The sequence below is a fragment of the Catellatospora sp. NPDC049609 genome, from assembly GCF_040675365.1.
Classification (GTDB): Bacteria; Actinomycetota; Actinomycetes; order Mycobacteriales; family Micromonosporaceae; genus Catellatospora.
Genome location: NZ_JBFAOU010000178.1, coordinates 1 through 15854 on the forward strand (window position 1 = coordinate 1; position 15854 = coordinate 15854).

The 15854-nt window shown below is 72.6% G+C and carries 13 protein-coding genes; 3 read left to right on the forward strand and 10 right to left on the reverse strand.

Features of this window, described 5'->3' with window-relative positions; all coding sequences use genetic code 11:
- Positions 1 to 95: 95 nt before the first annotated feature.
- From AB0J67_RS32725 to AB0J67_RS32735, 3 genes are all read right to left on the reverse strand, one after another.
- Positions 96 to 2534: a PQQ-dependent sugar dehydrogenase gene (locus AB0J67_RS32725; protein ID WP_363488156.1), complete on the reverse strand. Its 2439-nt coding sequence runs from the start codon at positions 2532 to 2534 to the stop codon at positions 96 to 98.
- A gap of 267 nt (positions 2535 to 2801) precedes the next feature.
- Positions 2802 to 4088 (reverse strand): DUF1343 domain-containing protein, encoded by a 1287-nt coding sequence (locus tag AB0J67_RS32730; protein ID WP_363488158.1) that lies wholly within the window; start codon positions 4086 to 4088, stop codon positions 2802 to 2804.
- Positions 4089 to 4097: 9 nt separating this feature from the next.
- A complete protein-coding gene (locus AB0J67_RS32735) occupies positions 4098 to 5897 on the reverse strand; it encodes a glycoside hydrolase family 3 N-terminal domain-containing protein (RefSeq protein WP_363488160.1) in 1800 nt (599 codons plus the stop codon).
- A 234-nt stretch (positions 5898 to 6131) separates the two neighbouring features.
- On the opposite strand from AB0J67_RS32735, the gene AB0J67_RS32740 reads away from it, so the two are divergent.
- Complete coding sequence (locus tag AB0J67_RS32740) at positions 6132 to 7127, forward strand: alpha/beta hydrolase-fold protein (RefSeq protein ID WP_363488162.1); 996 nt, start codon at positions 6132 to 6134, stop codon at positions 7125 to 7127.
- A gap of 119 nt (positions 7128 to 7246) precedes the next feature.
- On the opposite strand, the gene AB0J67_RS32745 is transcribed toward AB0J67_RS32740, so the two are convergent.
- Entirely contained in the window at positions 7247 to 7699 is a 453-nt protein-coding gene (locus AB0J67_RS32745) for a DUF5997 family protein (protein WP_363488164.1), read from the reverse strand.
- Positions 7700 to 7862: 163 nt separating this feature from the next.
- On the opposite strand from AB0J67_RS32745, the gene AB0J67_RS32750 reads away from it, so the two are divergent.
- Entirely contained in the window at positions 7863 to 8609 is a 747-nt protein-coding gene (locus AB0J67_RS32750; protein WP_363488166.1) for a LysR family substrate-binding domain-containing protein, read from the forward strand.
- A 13-nt stretch (positions 8610 to 8622) separates the two neighbouring features.
- On the opposite strand, the gene AB0J67_RS32755 is transcribed toward AB0J67_RS32750, so the two are convergent.
- The 6 genes from AB0J67_RS32755 to AB0J67_RS32780 form a co-directional block, all read right to left on the reverse strand.
- Positions 8623 to 9711, reverse strand: coding sequence for an NYN domain-containing protein (locus AB0J67_RS32755; RefSeq protein ID WP_363488168.1), 1089 nt, complete (start codon positions 9709 to 9711; stop codon positions 8623 to 8625).
- An 85-nt stretch (positions 9712 to 9796) separates the two neighbouring features.
- Positions 9797 to 10633, reverse strand: coding sequence for a hypothetical protein (locus tag AB0J67_RS32760; RefSeq protein WP_363488170.1), 837 nt, complete (start codon positions 10631 to 10633; stop codon positions 9797 to 9799).
- A complete protein-coding gene (locus AB0J67_RS32765; protein WP_363488172.1) occupies positions 10633 to 12459 on the reverse strand; it encodes a hypothetical protein in 1827 nt (608 codons plus the stop codon). The genes AB0J67_RS32760 and AB0J67_RS32765 overlap by 1 nt, the downstream gene beginning before the upstream one ends.
- 220 nt (positions 12460 to 12679) lie before the next feature.
- Positions 12680 to 13030 carry a hypothetical protein gene (locus AB0J67_RS32770; RefSeq protein ID WP_363488174.1) on the reverse strand — a complete coding sequence of 117 codons (351 nt, stop codon included), beginning with the start codon at positions 13028 to 13030 and terminating at the stop codon, positions 12680 to 12682.
- Positions 13027 to 13746 (reverse strand): ABC transporter substrate-binding protein, encoded by a 720-nt coding sequence (locus AB0J67_RS32775; protein WP_363488176.1) that lies wholly within the window; start codon positions 13744 to 13746, stop codon positions 13027 to 13029. The genes AB0J67_RS32770 and AB0J67_RS32775 overlap by 4 nt, the downstream gene beginning before the upstream one ends.
- A gap of 4 nt (positions 13747 to 13750) precedes the next feature.
- A complete protein-coding gene (locus AB0J67_RS32780) occupies positions 13751 to 15016 on the reverse strand; it encodes a serine hydrolase domain-containing protein (protein ID WP_363488178.1) in 1266 nt (421 codons plus the stop codon).
- Between the two features lie 246 nt (positions 15017 to 15262).
- Between AB0J67_RS32780 and AB0J67_RS32785 the strand changes: the two genes are divergently transcribed.
- The gene (locus AB0J67_RS32785; protein ID WP_363488180.1) at positions 15263 to 15763 is read left to right on the forward strand and encodes a winged helix-turn-helix domain-containing protein; all 501 of its coding nucleotides are present in this window, start codon (positions 15263 to 15265) and stop codon (positions 15761 to 15763) included.
- The last annotated feature ends 91 nt before the right edge of the window (positions 15764 to 15854 follow it).

Here is a 15854-nt window from a genome sequence, read left to right on the forward strand (position 1 = left end):
GTGGGGATGACACGCCCCTTTCGGGCATATCCCCAACAGTTCGCGCAAGATCGACGCGATCTTGAGCCCGCTCGGTGGGCGGGGAGCGGGGTCGGTCAGGAGGCGAAGCGGAGGCGGACTATGACGTTGTTGAGGACCGTGGGGGTGCCGCCGTTCATGTCGTTGTTGGTCGAGGTGAGCCAGAGGCCGCCGTCGGGGGTCTTGACGACGGTGCGCAGGCGGCCCCAGGAGCCGTTGAAGAAGGCGCGCGGGGTGTCGGTGGTGCTGCCGGTGATCTTCATGACCCAGAGGCGGGTGCCGCGTACGGCGGCCATGTAGATCCAGTCGTTGACGATCTCCAGGCCGCTCGGGGAGGCCGACGCGGTGCTCCAGGTGCGGACCGGGTTGACGAAGCTCGGGTTGCTGCACGTCCCTTCACAGGTCGGCCAGCCGTAGTTGCCGCCGGGGGTGATGAGGTTGAGCTCGTCCCAGGTGTTGTCGCCGAACTCCGACGACCACAGCCGGCCCTGCGAGTCCCAGGCCAGGCCCTGCGGGTTGCGGTGGCCCAGGCTGTAGACGCGGGTGCCGGAGGGGTTGCCGGGCGCGGCCGCGCCGGTCGTGGTGACCCGCAGGATCTTGCCGTTGAGCGAGTTCGGGTTCTGCGCCCGGCTGCTGTCCTGCGCGTCGCCGGTGGTGACGTAGATGAATCCGTCCGGGCCGAACTTCACCCGGCCGCCGTTGTGGAACCGGTTCTTCGCGATGCCGGTCACCAGCGCCTCGCGCGGGCCGATGGCGCCGTTCTCGAACTTGAAGCGGACCAGGCGGCTGTCGGAGGCGGCGGTGTGGAACGCGTACACCCAGTGGTCGGTGGCGAAGTTCGGGCCGACGGCCAGGCCCAGCAGCCCGCCCTCGCCGCTGGTGGTGACCGCCTCGGAGATGGTGCCCACCACGGTCTTCTGCCCGGCCAGGGTCACCCGGACGATCTCGAACCGGTCGCGCTCGGCGACCAGGGCACTGCCGTCGGGCAGGAACGCGATCCCCCACGGCAGGTCGAGCTGGGTGTTGACGTTGCGGTCGAAGATCGGATCGCCGCCGCCGGCCTGGCTCGACGTGGTCACCGCCAGCACCGGGCTGACCGGTGAGGTGTTGCCGTTGGCGTCGTAGGCCAGCACCGTGTAGTTGTACGTGGTCGCCGGGGCCAGTCCGGTGTCCGAGGCGGTCAGGTCCGGCACGTCGGCGATCTGGGTGCCGTTGCGCGACACCCGGTAGCCGCGGACGCCGACGTTGTCGGTGGCGGCGTTCCAGGCCAGCGACACCGTGCTCGCGGTGACGCCGGTGGTGCGCAGGTTGCCCGGCGTGGTCGGCGGCTGGGTGTCGGTGCCGGCCGGGGTGGTGACCGGCAGGTTGTTGCTGCCCTGCGACGGGTTGCCCGCCGCGTCGTAGGCCAGCACGCTGAACACGTACGACGTGTTGGGCTGCAGGTTCAGCGTCGCGGCGAGGATGTTGCCGCCGACCTCGGCGACGACGTTGCCGCCGTTGTAGACGACGTAGCGGGCCACGCCGACGTTGTCGGTCGCGGCGTTCCAGGCCAGGTCGACGCCGGTGGGCCGGACCACGCCGACCACCCGCAGGTTGCCGGGCGCGGTGGGCGGCTGGGCGTCGGACGGCGCGGTGACCCGCAGCCGGTCCAGGTTCGGCCCGCCGTTGGCGGTGGTGGCCGCGGCGCGGATCGTGTTCGTCCCGGCGGACAGGTTCGCGGTGACGGTCCTCTCGACCCAGGTCGGCCAGCCGCCGGTGCCGGGAAAGGACAGCCCCGGTGCGGCGGGCGTGCCGTTGACGGTGATGTCCATCGGCCGGTCCACGGTGGTGCCGTTGGCGTACCGCAGGGTCAGCGGGTAGTTGCCGGCGGCGCTCACCGACACGGTGAACTGCACGTACGACCCGGTCACGTTGTCGTAGTTGACGAAACCGGTGCCGGTGTAGCCGGCGTGGTTGGACTCGACCAGGCCCTGGGAGATCGACGCGCTCTCGGCCTGGTAGTCGGTGAAGGCGGGCGGCGGGCCGGTGGTCAGGTTCCACTGCTGGCTGCCCAGCGACGCGATGCAGGTCCAGAGGTGCAGCTTGGCGGCGTCGGCGGTGCCCCCGTTGACCACGTCGAGGCACTTGCCGGTGACCGGGTTGACCAGCGTGCTGGCCGAGCTGCTGTAGGTCCACTGCTGGTTGGGGTTGGCCGCGTTGCAGTCCCAGATCTGCACCTTGGTGCCGTTGGCGTTGACGCCGCCGGCCACGTCCAGGCACTTGCCGAGCGCGCGGATCGTGCCGTCGGTGCCGACGGTCCAGGTCTGCGCGGCGGTGCCGTTGCAGGTGTAGAGCTGCACCTGGGTGCCGTTGACGGTGGACGCGGACGGGATGTCGACGCACTTGCCGGACGCGACGCCGGTGATCGGGCCGACGGTGTCGGCGGCGGCCGGAGCGGCGACGGCGACCTGGACGGCGGCAGCGGCGCAGACGGCGGCGGCGAGCAGGGCGATGCGCCTGATCGGCGGGGAGGTCATCGGGGTCTCCGTTCCCGACGGTCGGCTCCGTGAGCGGGATCCGGGACGCTGGGGCTAGCGGCCCTCACCACGTCGCGACCGCGAGTGTTAGTTAAGTTAACTTATCGACTCCGAACATATTGATCCCCCCTGATGCGGGTCAAGCGATCCGTCCAAACTGGCACACTGCGGCCACCACCGAGACGTCGCAGGGGGCGGGCCGCCGAAGCGGCCCACCCCCTGATGCCAAAGCGCTCCCGGCGGCCGCGAACCCGCCGGGAGGCCGTTTCAGTAGAGCAGGTACGGCCGGCGCTGCCGCTCGAACGCCGCCAGCTCCGGCGACCACGCGCCCACCACGTCGTCCACGTCGGCGCCCGCGTCGATCATCGTGCGCAGCCGCGAGGATCCGGTGAGCTTGTCCACCCAGTACGGCCGCACCGGGTCGTAGGAGTCGGCACGCCAGGCGAACGCCGGGTACTTGCGCGCCTCCACCAGCATCGCCACCGCGGTACGGATCGGGTCGAAGGCCGCCCGGTCGGTCACCTTGACCTCCACCCCGGCGCACAGCTTGTTGAGCAGCGACGGGTGGTGCCCGGCGATCGTCGGCACGAAGTACGCCTCCCGGAACCGCACCCCCGGCAGGTCGCGGGCGTTGAGCCGGTCGGACCAGTGGTAGTCGAAGTCGGTGGCCAGGCCGCCGACCAGCTCGAACGGCCGGGTGGTGCCCCGGCCCTCACTGATCGAGGAGACACCCTCGAACAGGCCGGTCCCCGGGTAGACCAGGGCGGTGTCCGGGGTGGGCATGTTCGGGCTGGGCATGACCCACGGCACGTCGGTGTCGGCGGCGAACATGTCCCGCTTCCAGTGCCGGCACTCGACCACCGCCAGGTCCACCGGGCCACCGGCGGCCGCCGGCAGGAACTCGGCGTTGAAGAAGCGCGCGAGCTCGCCGACCGTCATGCCGTGCTGCTGGATGATCTCCTTCAGGCCCACGCCCGAGGTGAACTCGGGGGTCATCATCGGCCCGTAGGCACGCCCGCCGATCGGGTTCGGACGGTCGAGCACGACGTAGCGCTTGCCCATCCGGGCCGCCGCGACCATCGAGACGTACATGGTCCAGATGTAGGTGTAGAAGCGGACGCCGACGTCCTGGATGTCGAACACGACGGTGTCGACCCCGGCCCGGGTGATCAGCTCCTCCCACTTGGCCTGCGAGGCGCCGTACGCGTCGTAGACGGTGATGCCGGTGCGGGCGTCGACGCCGGTCCCCTCGCTGCCCCCGGCCTGCGCCGAGCCGCGGAAGCCGTGCTCCGGCCCGAACGCCGCGACCAGGTTCACCCGGCCGGACTCGTGGATGAGGTCGACCAGGTGCCGGTAGTCGGCGTCGACGCCGGTCGGGTTCGACACCACGCCGACCTTCTGCCCGGCGAGGATGCCGAAGCCGTCGGCGACGAGGCGGTCGAGTCCGGTCTGGACGCGCCGCGGCTTGGGCGCGGCGGCGGCGGGCAGGGCGAGCCCGCTCGCGCCGAGCGCACCGGCCGCGACGCCGCCGGCGATGAGGTTTCTGCGGTTCAAAGCGATCTCCTACCAGGTCAGGCCGTGGCCGAGGGGGTACAGCGCGGTGCCGGGATCACCGGCGGTGACGATCGTGACCGGCAGCCGTCCCTGCGGCGGCAGCTCGCCGTGCAGCACGCGGGCCAGCGTGTCCATGGCCGCCGGGGTGTAGGTGTAGGTCGCGAGGTAGGTCGTCACGCCGGGCAGGTACGCGATGTCGTACGGGTCGCGCACGGCGACGACGATCACGGGCCGGCCGGTGGCCCGCAGCGCGGCGACCAGCCGCTGCTGGCTGGCGCGCGGGTCGCCCACTGCCGTGTCCCAGGCCTTGTTGACCAGCACCACGGTGAGGTCGTGCTGCGCCGCCTGGGTCGCCGCCGCCGCGATCGCGGTGTCGGAGGGCAGCGTCGCGGGCAGCGCGGTGGTGCGCGACCCCCGGCCGGTGAACCCGGCGGCGAGCCTGCCGATCGGGTTGAACGCGGCGTTGTTCCAGCCGGTGACCAGCACCGACCGGTCGGCACCGGACAGCGGCAGCAGCCCGGCGTCGTTGCGCACGGCGGTGAGCGTGCGGTCGGTGACCTGGGCGACCGCCGCCAGGTGCGCGGTGGAGCCGACCGACGCGACGGCCGCCTCGACGTCGACGTAGGGCGACCCCGCCAGGCCCTGGCGGTACTTGACCGACAGGATCCGGCGTACCGACTCGTCGATCCGGCGCTCGGTGAGCTCGCCGTCGCGGACGGCCTGCAGCACCGCGCCGTAGGCCAGGCCGAGGTCCGGCGGCATCAGCAGCTGGTCCGCGCCCGCCTTCAGCGCGAGCACGGGCACCCGGGCGTCGCCGTACTTCGTCCGGACGCCGGCCATGTTGAGCGCGTCGGTGACCACCACGCCCTGGTATCCGAGCTCGCCGCGCAGCACTCCGGTGAGGATGGTCGGCGACAGCGTGGCGGGATCGCCGGAGGGGTCGAGCGCGGGGACCACGATGTGCGCGGTCATGATCGAGTCGACGCCGGCGGCGATCGCGGCCCGGAACGCCGGCGCGTCGATCTGGTCCCACTGCTGCCGGGTGTGGTGGATGACGGGCAGGCCGGTGTGGCTGTCGGTGGCGGTGTCGCCGTGGCCCGGGAAGTGCTTGGCGACGGCGGTGACGCGGGCGTCGCGCTCGAAGCCGGCCACCTGCGCGCTGGTCAGGTCGGACACCAGGGCGGGATCGGCGCCGAAGGAGCGCACGCCGATGACGGGGTTGGCCGGGTTGACGTTGACGTCGGCGATGGGTGCGTACGGCTGGCGGATGCCCACCGCGCCCAGCTCCCGGCCGGTGACCTCGGCGGCCAGCCGCGCGGCGTCGGCCGAGCGGGACGCGCCCAGGGCCATGGAGCCGGGGAACTGCGCGGACGGCGCGGGCATCCGCTGCACCACGCCCTGCTCCTGGTCGGTGGAGATGAGCAGCGCGACCTCGCCCTTGGCGCCGGTGCCGCGCGCGGCGGTCTGCAGGCCGTTGGACAGCGTCGCGATCTGCCGCACGTTGTCGAGGTTGTGCGACCAGGCGAAGTAGACCACGCCGCCGAGGTGGAACCGGTCCACGACCTCGGCCGGGGTCTCGACGCCGAAGGCCGCCCGGTTGGCCGTGCGGTCGGCCGCGGCGGGGTTGGTGGCGTCGGCGCCGTACACATAGGTGACGAAGAGCTGGCCGACCTTCTGCTCCAGGCTCATGTGCCGCAGCGTCGAGGTCACCCAGCCGTGTTCGGCGGCGGGGGGATGGGCGGGCTCGGCATGCGCGGCGGCCGGGATCGCGACCACCGCGGCCGTGACGGCGGCGAGAAGTTTCCTCATCGGCGACCTCCTGGGGAGACGTGAGGCGACGCCTTGAAAGTTAGCTACCACCTGATACAAGGTCAAGAAGCTAATCTTCGCCATCCGCCGTCCGGCACGCGGTCCCACGGGCGCCACCAGGCGTTCCGCTGCGCGAAGAACTTCTTCGGTAAAGCCCGCGTGTTTGTAGATAGTTGACAAGCATCGAAGGTCGCTGTTTTATCCACGGCACGTCGACAGACCATGGAGGCAACCGTGGACCACCATCCCGCCGCCCGTCGCGGCACCAGCCGCCGCCGGCTGCTCACCGGGGCCGGCGCCGTCGTCGCGGGCGGCGCCCTGTCCGGCGCGTTCGGCGCACCGCGGGCCGCGAGCGCCGCCGGCGACGGATTCGGCCTGCGCATCGTGGACCGCAACGAGAACGGCGGGCGGCTGCAGTACTACCGCTTCGCCACCGACGCGATCGCCTGGGACCCGGCCGTCAACGTGCTGCTGCCCGACGGCTACCACACCAGCGGCCGGCGCTACCCGGTGCTGTACCTGCTGCACGGCGGCAACGCGGACTTCCGGACCTTCCACCTGCAGGACAACATCGTCAACCTGACCGCCCGCAGGGACCTCATCGTCGTCATGCCCGACGCGTCGACCGGCTGGTACGCCAACGCCGTCAGCAGCAACACCGGTCCCCGCGACTGGGAGACCTTCCACATCGCGCAGCTGATGCCCTGGGTCGACGCGAACTTCCGCACGTTCGCCGAGTACCACGGGCGCGCCGTGGCCGGCTTCTCGATGGGCGGCTTCGGCGCCCTCAAGTACGCCGCGAAGTACTACGGGCACTTCTGCTCGGTGAGCTCCCACTCCGGCCCGGCGAGCCTGCGCCGCGACTTCGGCCTGGTCGTGCACTGGGCCAACGCCACCTCGGCCGCCCTGGACCTCGGCGGCGGCACCGTCTACGGCGCGCCCTTCTGGGACGAGGCCCGCGTCAGCGCCGACAACCCGGTCCAGCGCGTCGGCAGCTACCACGACAAGCGGGTGTTCCTCGTCGCCGGCACCTCACCGGACCCGGTCAACTGGTTCGACACCGTCAACGAGACCCAGGTGCTGGCGGGGCAGCGCGAGTTCCGGGGCGCGCTCGGCCGAGCCGGCATCCCCCATGAATGGCACGAGCTGCCCGGCGGGCACTACTTCCGCCACGAGATGTTCGTCCGGGACCTCGACGGGATGCTCGCGCGCCTGCGCCGGGCGGGCTGACCGGCCTGATCGCCATCGCGCCGGCACCACTGCGGACCAGGTGCAGCGACTGCCACGGGCAGGATTGAGGCCCCGTCCGCACTGTGGGAACAGCGCGGGACGGGGCCTCGGTCGACAGCTCAGCGCTTGGCTCGGCCGGCGGGACGACCCGTGCCGCGGTCGGCGGGACGACCCGCGGCCCGGTCGGTGGGACGGTCGGGCGTCTCGCGGCGCTCCTGCAGGCGCCGCTGCTCGCGCTGCACCTCGGCGTACGTCTCCCGCTCGCGGGTCAGCCAGGCCGGCGGGTCGGCGGCCAGGGCCGCGATCTGCGCGGTGGTGAGCGCCTCGGTGACGCCGCCGCGGGCCAGGCCGCTGTTGGACACCCGCAGCCGGGCGGCCACCACGTTGCGCGGGTGGGGCCCGTCGCGGCGCAGGTCGGCGAGCCACTGCGGGGGGTTGCGCTGCATCTCGTCGAGTTCCTCGCGGGAGATCAAGCCCTCCTGGAACTCCTTCGGCGTGGCCGGCAGGTACACATCGAGCTTCTCCGCCGCGGTGGCCGGCTTCATCGCCTGGGACTTCTTGGGCTTGCTCACCGCGTCAGGATACGTCAGGGCGGTCAGCCGGACATATCGCCCCGGACCGGGGTGCCCGCGGTCACCTGTCCTGGCACCGGCTGCCGGTAGCCTGACCAGGTCGCGTGGGATCACAGCGCGGCCCTGCACCGGTATGCGGCCGGTCGACGCTCCGGAGGTAGACGTGCCCGACGCCGAGAACGGCCCACCCACGACGTTCCGTCTGCTGGTCGTGCCCGGCGTCACCGTGGACCGGTGGAGCCGCCTGTGGTCCGAGCGGCTGCCGGAGGTGCAGCTGGAGCTGGTGCCCGCCGACGCCGCCGACGCCCCGGCGCTGCTGACCGCCGACGCCGACGCGGGGCTGGTCCGGCTGCCCGTCGACCCCGACGCCCTGCACGCCATCCCGCTGTACACCGAGGTCACGGTCGTCGTGGTGCAACGCGACCACCTGCTGGCCGCCGCCGACGAGCTCACGATCGCGGACCTGGCCGACGAGACGGTGCTGTGGCCCCTGGACGACGTGCTCGGCTGGGCGGGGACGCCGGCCGCGCCCGCCGTCGTCGCCGGGCACCGCCCCGCCACCACGGCCGAGGCCGTCGAGCTGGTCGCGGCGAGCGTCGGCGTCCTGATCGTGCCGCAGTCCCTGGCCCGCGCGCACCACCGGCGCGACCTCACCTACCGCGTACTCACCGATGCCCCGACCTCGGCGGTGGGGCTGGCGTGGGCGCGCGACCGGCACACCGACCTGGTCGAGGAGATGATCGGGATCGTCCGCGGCCGCACCGCGAACAGCACCCGCGGCGGCCGCGCCCCGGCCCCGGAACCCGCCCGCCGCCGGGCCGCGCCCCGCGCGACGCCCCCGTCCGGGCGCAGCGGCGCCCGCCGCGACGGCGGCAAGCCCCGCACACCCCCCAAGCGCCGGGGCCGGTGACCACCGGCCCCGCTCAGGACCGCGTCGGGATGGTGAGCAGGTAGTCGTCGGCCTCCGGGTCCCAGCGCAGGTCGACCGCGTCGGTGGTCGCCGCCGCCTTGCAGAACTGCAGGAAGCTCCGGTAGCCGAGCTTCTTCTCGCTGAAGTCGGGCTGCGCCCGGCGCAGGTGGTTCTTCAGGCCCGACAGCGCCACCGGGCCGCTGCTGCGGCTCAGCTCGGCGACGACCGAGCGCAGCAGCGCGAACGCCGCCTCCGGGCCGCCGTGCTCGGGCAGCGTCACCTCCGGGTCCCCCTTGGCGGGCCCCTCCCCCAGCTCGACGACGCTGCGCTCGGCGAGGTAGCGCAGCAGCTCCCCGAACGTGCGGAAGCCGTAGTCGCCCTCGTTGAACGTCGGGTCCTTGCGCAGCAGGGTGCGCTTGAGCGTCGACGCGCTCACCGTGCCGCCCGAGCTGCCCTGCAGACCGGCGACCGTCTGCGCGACGAGCACCGCCAGGGCGTCCACGTCGCGCGCCGACCCCTCCGCGGGCGGAGCCGGTTCCAGCTCCGGCTCCAGCGGCTGCGGCGGCGCCTCCGCGGGCTTCGACGCCGCGGGCGTCCGGACGGTCCGGGTGCGCGCCGGCCGGGCCTCGACGCCCTCGAGCCGGTCGTAGTAGAGGAACTCGTCGCAGGCCGGCGGCAGCAGCGCGGACGTCGTCCGCTCCACGCCGACGCCGATGACGCGCTTGTTCAGCTCGCGCAGCTTGTGGACCAGGGGCGTGAAGTCGCTGTCGCCGGTGCCGAACACGAACGTGGAGATGTAGTCGCGCTCGAACGCCAGCTGCAGCGCGTCGACGGCCATCTTGATGTCGGCGGCGTTCTTGCGCGAGGCCCCCATCTTCTGGGGTATGTCGATGAGCTCCACATGCGACCTGGTCAGCAGGCGGCGGTCCTCGTCGAAGTACGACCAGTCGGCGTACGCCCGGCGCACCACCACCCGCCCGCGCTCGGCGAGCGCGTCGGTGATCGGCCGCAGGTCGAACGTCATGCCGCCGAGGTGCTCCCGCGCGCCGATCGCGAGGTTCTCGTAGTCGAGGAATAGGGCGATACGGTCCTCTTGATCCACGCCGCCCAGCCTACGGCCTCGGACCGGCCGGTACGAGTCGTCCCCGCGGACGACCCGACCGGCCGCGTCCCGCCACGGCGCCGATTCACGGCACCGGGTCCAGCCCGCCCGTGCCGATCAGGTGCGCGGTGAACGCCGCCGCGTTGGCCGCCGCGACCTCCTGGTGATCGTCGTTCTTGCCGTGGCCCCAGTCGCAGATGGCCTTGACGACACCCCACTTGACGTCGTTGCGGATCGCCGCGGCGTAGACCGACGCTCCCTCCATCTCCCCGCCGACCGCTTCGGGGCACAGCTCCTTGAGCCGCTCGCGGTAGCCGGCGGAGTCCACCAGGACGCTTTCGGAGACCATCGGCCCGAGGTGCACCGGGATGTCGTCGTCCCAGCCGGTCAGTGCCGCGCGGCACCGGTCCAGCACCACCGGCGAGGGGTGCACCGCCCCGCCACGCAGGATCACCGTGTCCGCGACCTTGCGGTGCGCCACCAGGATGAGCTGGCTGGCGACGATGACGTCACCGAGCCGCTGCGGCCGCCGTCCCTCGTCCCGCAGGCCGTAGCAGATGCCCAGCAGGATGACGGCATCCGGGCGCACCGCGTCGACGAGTTCCATGACGCCGATCGCCGAGTCCGGCGTCTCCGTGCCCTGCCCGACCTGGGCGATGACGACCTCGGTGGCGCTGACCCGGCCCAGGGTGAACCACGTCTGGTTGCGGCTGCGTCCCGGACGCGGCGGTGTCCCGGTGAGTGTGGTGATCGCCGCGACCGCCGCCCGGCGCTCCACGTCCGCTGCCACGATCAGGAGCACGGTGCTGTGCCCGCGCGGTGGTGCCGCGGCCGGCCCATGGGCGGTGGCGGGGCTGTGGTCGCCGAACGTCACCGCGCCGGCGCTGATGTTTCCGATCACGTTGTGCTGGGCGCCGCCCATCACCCCTCCTCGTCGCCGGCACGGCCGGCAGGTGTCTGCCCGTGGGCCGGGCTGTGGTCGCCGAACGTCACGGCTCCGGCCTGCAGGTTCGTGATGACGTTCTGCTGCCGGTTGTTGATGATCGTCACCGCGGCGGCCCGGAAGCCCGCCACGTTCACGTTGCATTCGCGTAGGTAGGTCTCCAGCGCCATGACCAGGCGCTTCTGCAGCCGGTCGCTCTGCGCCATGATGTCGACGAACGCGTTGTGGTGCATCTTCTGATCGAGCGCCAGGTATTCCCGCAGCGAGTGCTCGGCGCCGAAGTCGAACCTGCCGCCGGCGATGCGGTGCCCTTCGACCAGGCGCCCGGCCGCATGCCACAGGAAGGCCGTGGCCGTACGCGCGAACCTGGGCACCGCGCCGAGCAGGGTCGGCCAGTACCTGCCCGTGCCGGCGAGCACGCCCTGCCAAGCGGCGTAGGTGCGGTAGCGCGAGACGACGAGCTGCCGGGAGGACGCCTCCTCCTCCAGCGCCCTGAGCCGCCGGCCGCGGAAGGAGGCGGGCCGGTCGAGCACGTTCTCCTCCTCGCGGGGCCACACGACTTCGGGCAGGGCGTGCATGTTGACTTCGAGATGGAGCAGCTCGCCTTCGAGCATCGCGCGGACGAGCATCGTCACGACCACCCCGCCGTCGGCGGACGTCGCCTTGATGCACAGGTAGCCCCGCTGGTACGGATCGGGCGACAGGATCCGCTCCAGCACCCGTGCCTCGTCGAGGTGGGTGGGCGGCGGCCCGGCCGGCCGGCCGCCGACGAGTTCGCTCATCGCGGCCCAGGAGGATCCGTCGACGTACAGGCGGTGTTGGCATTCGAGCGTGGCCACGTCCGCCTTCACCACCGCGCTCTGCAGCGCCCGGTGCAGGTCGGCCAGGTCCACGGCACGCACGGGTTTCTTCTTGTCCGCGGCGCGGGTCACGTCGACCGTCGGTGTCGTCCAGTGGCTCAGCAGCTGTCCGGCGCCGATGAACGGGCCGAGCGGACTGCGCGCCCGCGCGTCGGAGTAGACCAGCACGTTGCCGCTGGTGACGGCCCGCGCCCGCCGCTCGGCCGCGCCCGGCACCGGCGACTCCGCGCCGGACCGCACGTCGGTGGCGGTCAGCACCTGGCGGGCGCACAGGAACCCGGTCACCGCGAATCCGGCGACGACGACCCAGGCGAGCACCAGCCCGCCCAGCAGAGTTCCGACGCTTGCCCGGCCCGTCTGGTGATCGAGCACCAAAGCCCCGCCCAGCAGCAGCAACAGTGCCACGGCGACCATGCGCTCCAGGAACTGTCCGGTCCGGCGGCGCGCGTACCGGGAGAGCTGCTGCAGCGCCGACCAGGTGGTCACGCCCCGCCGTACGCCGGCCCAGCGCAGGCACCCGACGCCGATCGCCAGCAGAGCCATCACCAGCATCCCGGCGGGGCGGCCGGCGAACCAGATCCCGTTGAGCAGCACCAGGACGCCCGCACACAGCACGCTCAGCAGCAGGTCGCGGGCCGCCCCCAGCAGGCGGGCACGTCGGGTGTGCCGGAGCAGGGCGATCAGGTCGACGGCGTAGCACGGTGCCCACGCCCCGCGCCGCCACACCGCGAACTGGTCGGTCACCTCGCGGCGCAGCTCCTCCTCCAGGTAGACCAGCATGCACAGCTTGCGGGTCGGCGCGCTCGGCGCGGCGGCGTACTCGCCGGCGGAGCCGGGCCACGGCGGCTCCGAGCTGCCGCGCTGGCGTGGCACCCACCACGTGCCGGTGCCGCCGGGGTGGTCCTCCGGTCGGCCTGCCGGGTCGCCGTCATCGAGCCGGGTCATCGTGGTTCTCCTCCGGCCCGGCCTGCCGCACCTGGCCGCGTACCTTGCCCGCGCTCCCCCGTTCCATGGCGACTCCCTTCGATGTCGGACGATGTAGACATCGACGAAAGTACGGCTGAGAGAAGTTCATGTCAAGGTGACATTTACTTTGTGGCACAAGGGTTTTCAGCCGCGCCAACGGCGCCGGTGGAACCACGCTGGCGAGCCTGGGGCGACCGCCTCACGGGAGCTGGAGGTAGACGCGGGTCCAGGGTTCGTCGCCGACCAGCCGCCAGCGGTGCCCGCCCCCGGCGGTGTCCTCGGCGAGCAGCACGACGCCGGGCAGCAGCCGGAACGTCTCGCCCCCGCGCGTGGTGAACTCGATCGTGCCGGTGAGGGTGACCACGTACTGGCGGCGGGGCGCGTCGTGCCAGTCCAGCGCGGACCCGGGCGGGCTGGACTGGAAACGCGCCGCCGACACGGGCAGCCAGCCGGTGGCCGTGTCCGGGCCGAGCGCGCCCAGCGGCATGGTGGACCGCTCGACGTGGGACTGCCCGTCCGGCCCGGTGTGGAGGCGGATCAGGCGGATCACGTCAGCACCCTTGTGGCGTGCGGATCGCTGTCGGACAGCCAGCGCTCGCCCAGCCGCGCCAGCTCGCCGCTGCGGCGCAGGACGCGCTGGGCGTCGTCGATCCGGGCGGCCAGCGCGGCGTCGTCCAGGGCGACCGCGACGGCCAGCAGCTCGGTGGTGATCCCGGTCTGCACGACGCGCAGCGCCGGCCGGCCCGCCGTCAGCCGCCGCAGCACGGGCTCCAGCTTCATGAACCCGCCGATGGCGCCGTGTTCGAGGTCGTCGAGCGCGGTGCCGATGTCGTCGTAGGCGTACACCTTCACCGCCGCGACCTGCCCGGCGGCGTGCAGCCGCGCGGCCACCGGCTGCGACGTGTTGCCGCGCTGCACACCCAGGACCAGGCCGCGCAGGTCGGCGCAGCCGCGCACGCCCGGGGTGGCGGCGGCGTTCACCGCCAGGCTCTGGCCCGAGCGCAGGTAGGGGTCGCACCAGCGGGCCAGTGTCCGGCGGTGCTCGGTGACCGTCGCGCCGGAGGCGACCACGTCGATCTCACGGCCGAGCAGGGCGAAGATCCCCTCGAAGTCGGCTCCCTCGTAGCGGTGCCCGACCACGGGCCGCCCCAGCTCGGCCGCGATCGCGGACGTCCAGTCGAGGTCGAAGCCGGTGGGCGGCCGCCCCGGCATCTCGAACGGCGGATCAGGGAAGGCCGACCCCACCCGCAGCGGCGCGCCCGGCACGGCCTCAGCAGGCCTTCTGGAAGGGCTTGGGCATCGGCGGGCGGTAGGCCGGCGCCACGTTCGCCGCGATCAGCCGGAACACGCCGTCGCTGGCGTCCGGGTAGTCGCCCTTGCAGTCGAACGCGCCGGGCAGGAAGGTGGCGGCGACCGAGATGCCGACCTTCTCCTCCGGCAGGTACGCCTCCGTCGCGCTGTAGCCGCCCACCAGCGGGTTCTGCATGATCCAGGAGCCGGAGCGGATCACCCCCAGGCCGAAGTTGTACCCGTCGACCTGCTTGAAGCACGACGGCGCGCAGTCGGCCTGCGCCTGCCCGAAGCCGAGCAGGTTCGGGGCGGTCATCGCCTGGTAGCTCGCCGGGGCCAGCAGCTTGCCGCTGCCCACGGCCACGGCCGTGGTGGCCAGGTCGTCGATGGTCGAGGTCTGGTTCGCGCCGGGCGGGGTGCCCCAGTCGGAGTTCCAGAAGGTCGACTCCTCGTAGAACGCACCCGTCGGCGGGATGCCCAGCGCCTCGCGGCGCTCGGAGCTGTACGAGTGCAGCACGGGCTCGGGGATGGCCCCGGTCTGGCTCGCGACGGTGTCGCGCAGGCCCATCGGCTCCAGCACCCTCTCGCGCAGCAGCACGTCCAGCGGCCTGCCGCCGAGCTTGGCGAGGATCTCGCCGAGGATCATGAAGTTGGTGTGCGAGTAGCTCCAGTTGGTGCCGGGGGCGAACTGCATCGGGCGGGAGAACGCGTACTTGAGCCGCCGCTCGACCGTCCACGACTGGAACGGGTCGGCGTTGAAGGCCGCGTTCCACCCGGGGTCGGTCTCGAAGTCGGGGTAGCCCGAGGTCTGGTTCGCCAGCATCTTCAGGGTCACCTTGCCCGCCTCGGGCAGCGCGGGCATCCAGCGCTCGATCGGGTCGTCGAGCGCCGCCTTGCCCTCCTCGACGAACAGCATCAGCAGCGTGCCGAGGTACGCGAAGACGACCGCGCCGTTGCGGAAGCGCATCTGCGTGGTCGCCGGCACGCCGTCCAGCGACTCCCCGAACGCCTCCGTGGTGATCACCTGATCGCCCCTGGTCACCTTGACGATGACGGCGCGCAGGGACTGTGCCCTCATCGCGTCCCGGACGATCTGGGCGATCGCCTGCGCCTGCGGGGTCGGGGTCCGCGCGGCGACCGGGCGCACCGTCGCGTCGGCGACGGTCGTGCACGCTCCGAGCAGGAGCGTGGCGGCCACGGCCACGGCCGGCAGCAGCCGGCGGCGCGGGTCATCGCGTCTGGGCACCGCGTACTCCTCCGCAGCTCCGGGCCTCCACGACGGACAGCTCGCCACTGCCGGAGCACACTTGATCGTATCGGCGTGGATGGGCGGAAAAGATGACAACCAGGAAATGCTTGACAGTCACGGGCATAAATATTTAGCCTGGTCGCGGTTCGCCACGACCCGGGGCCGGGACACGGCCGGTCGAGCTTCGGGCAGCGCCCCGCGCGACCCTCCGGACACGAGCGGGCGAACCGGAGAGGGTGCGACGTGCCGGCGATCCCCGCCGCCCTGACCGTCGGCATCGCGTCCTCACCCGACGACCGGCGGCAGCTGGCCCGGCTGCTCGGCGCGAGCAGCGCCGTCCTCATCGTGTCCAACGCCGAGCAGGCCCGCGAGATCCTCGGGGCGGTCGAGCTGCTCAGCCCTGCCCCGCCCCCGGCGCCGCCCGCGCCCCGACCGGCCGCCGACATCGCCCCCGCGCTGCCCGAGCTGGCCGTCGACTCCGACCGCCGGGTGCTGCGCTGGCGCGGCCAGGAGGCCGACCTGACCCGGCTCGAACACGACGTCCTGGTGTGCCTCGCCGAGGAGCCCGGACAGGTCTGGACCTACGAGCGGCTGCACCACACCGTCTGGGGCAACAAGCACCTCGGCCGCGGCTCCGACATGCACTCCGTGGTGCGCCGGGTGCGCGCCAAACTCGCCCTGCTGAAAGCCCCGGCGACCATCGACGCCGTACGCGGCGTGGGCTTCCGCCTCGCCCCGGCCTAGGAGCTGTTCGGGGTTCGGATCTCGGTGGGCTTGTTGGTGGGCTGGTGACGGCTGGTAGAACTCGGTGGTGGCGCGTTTCGATGTGACGGAT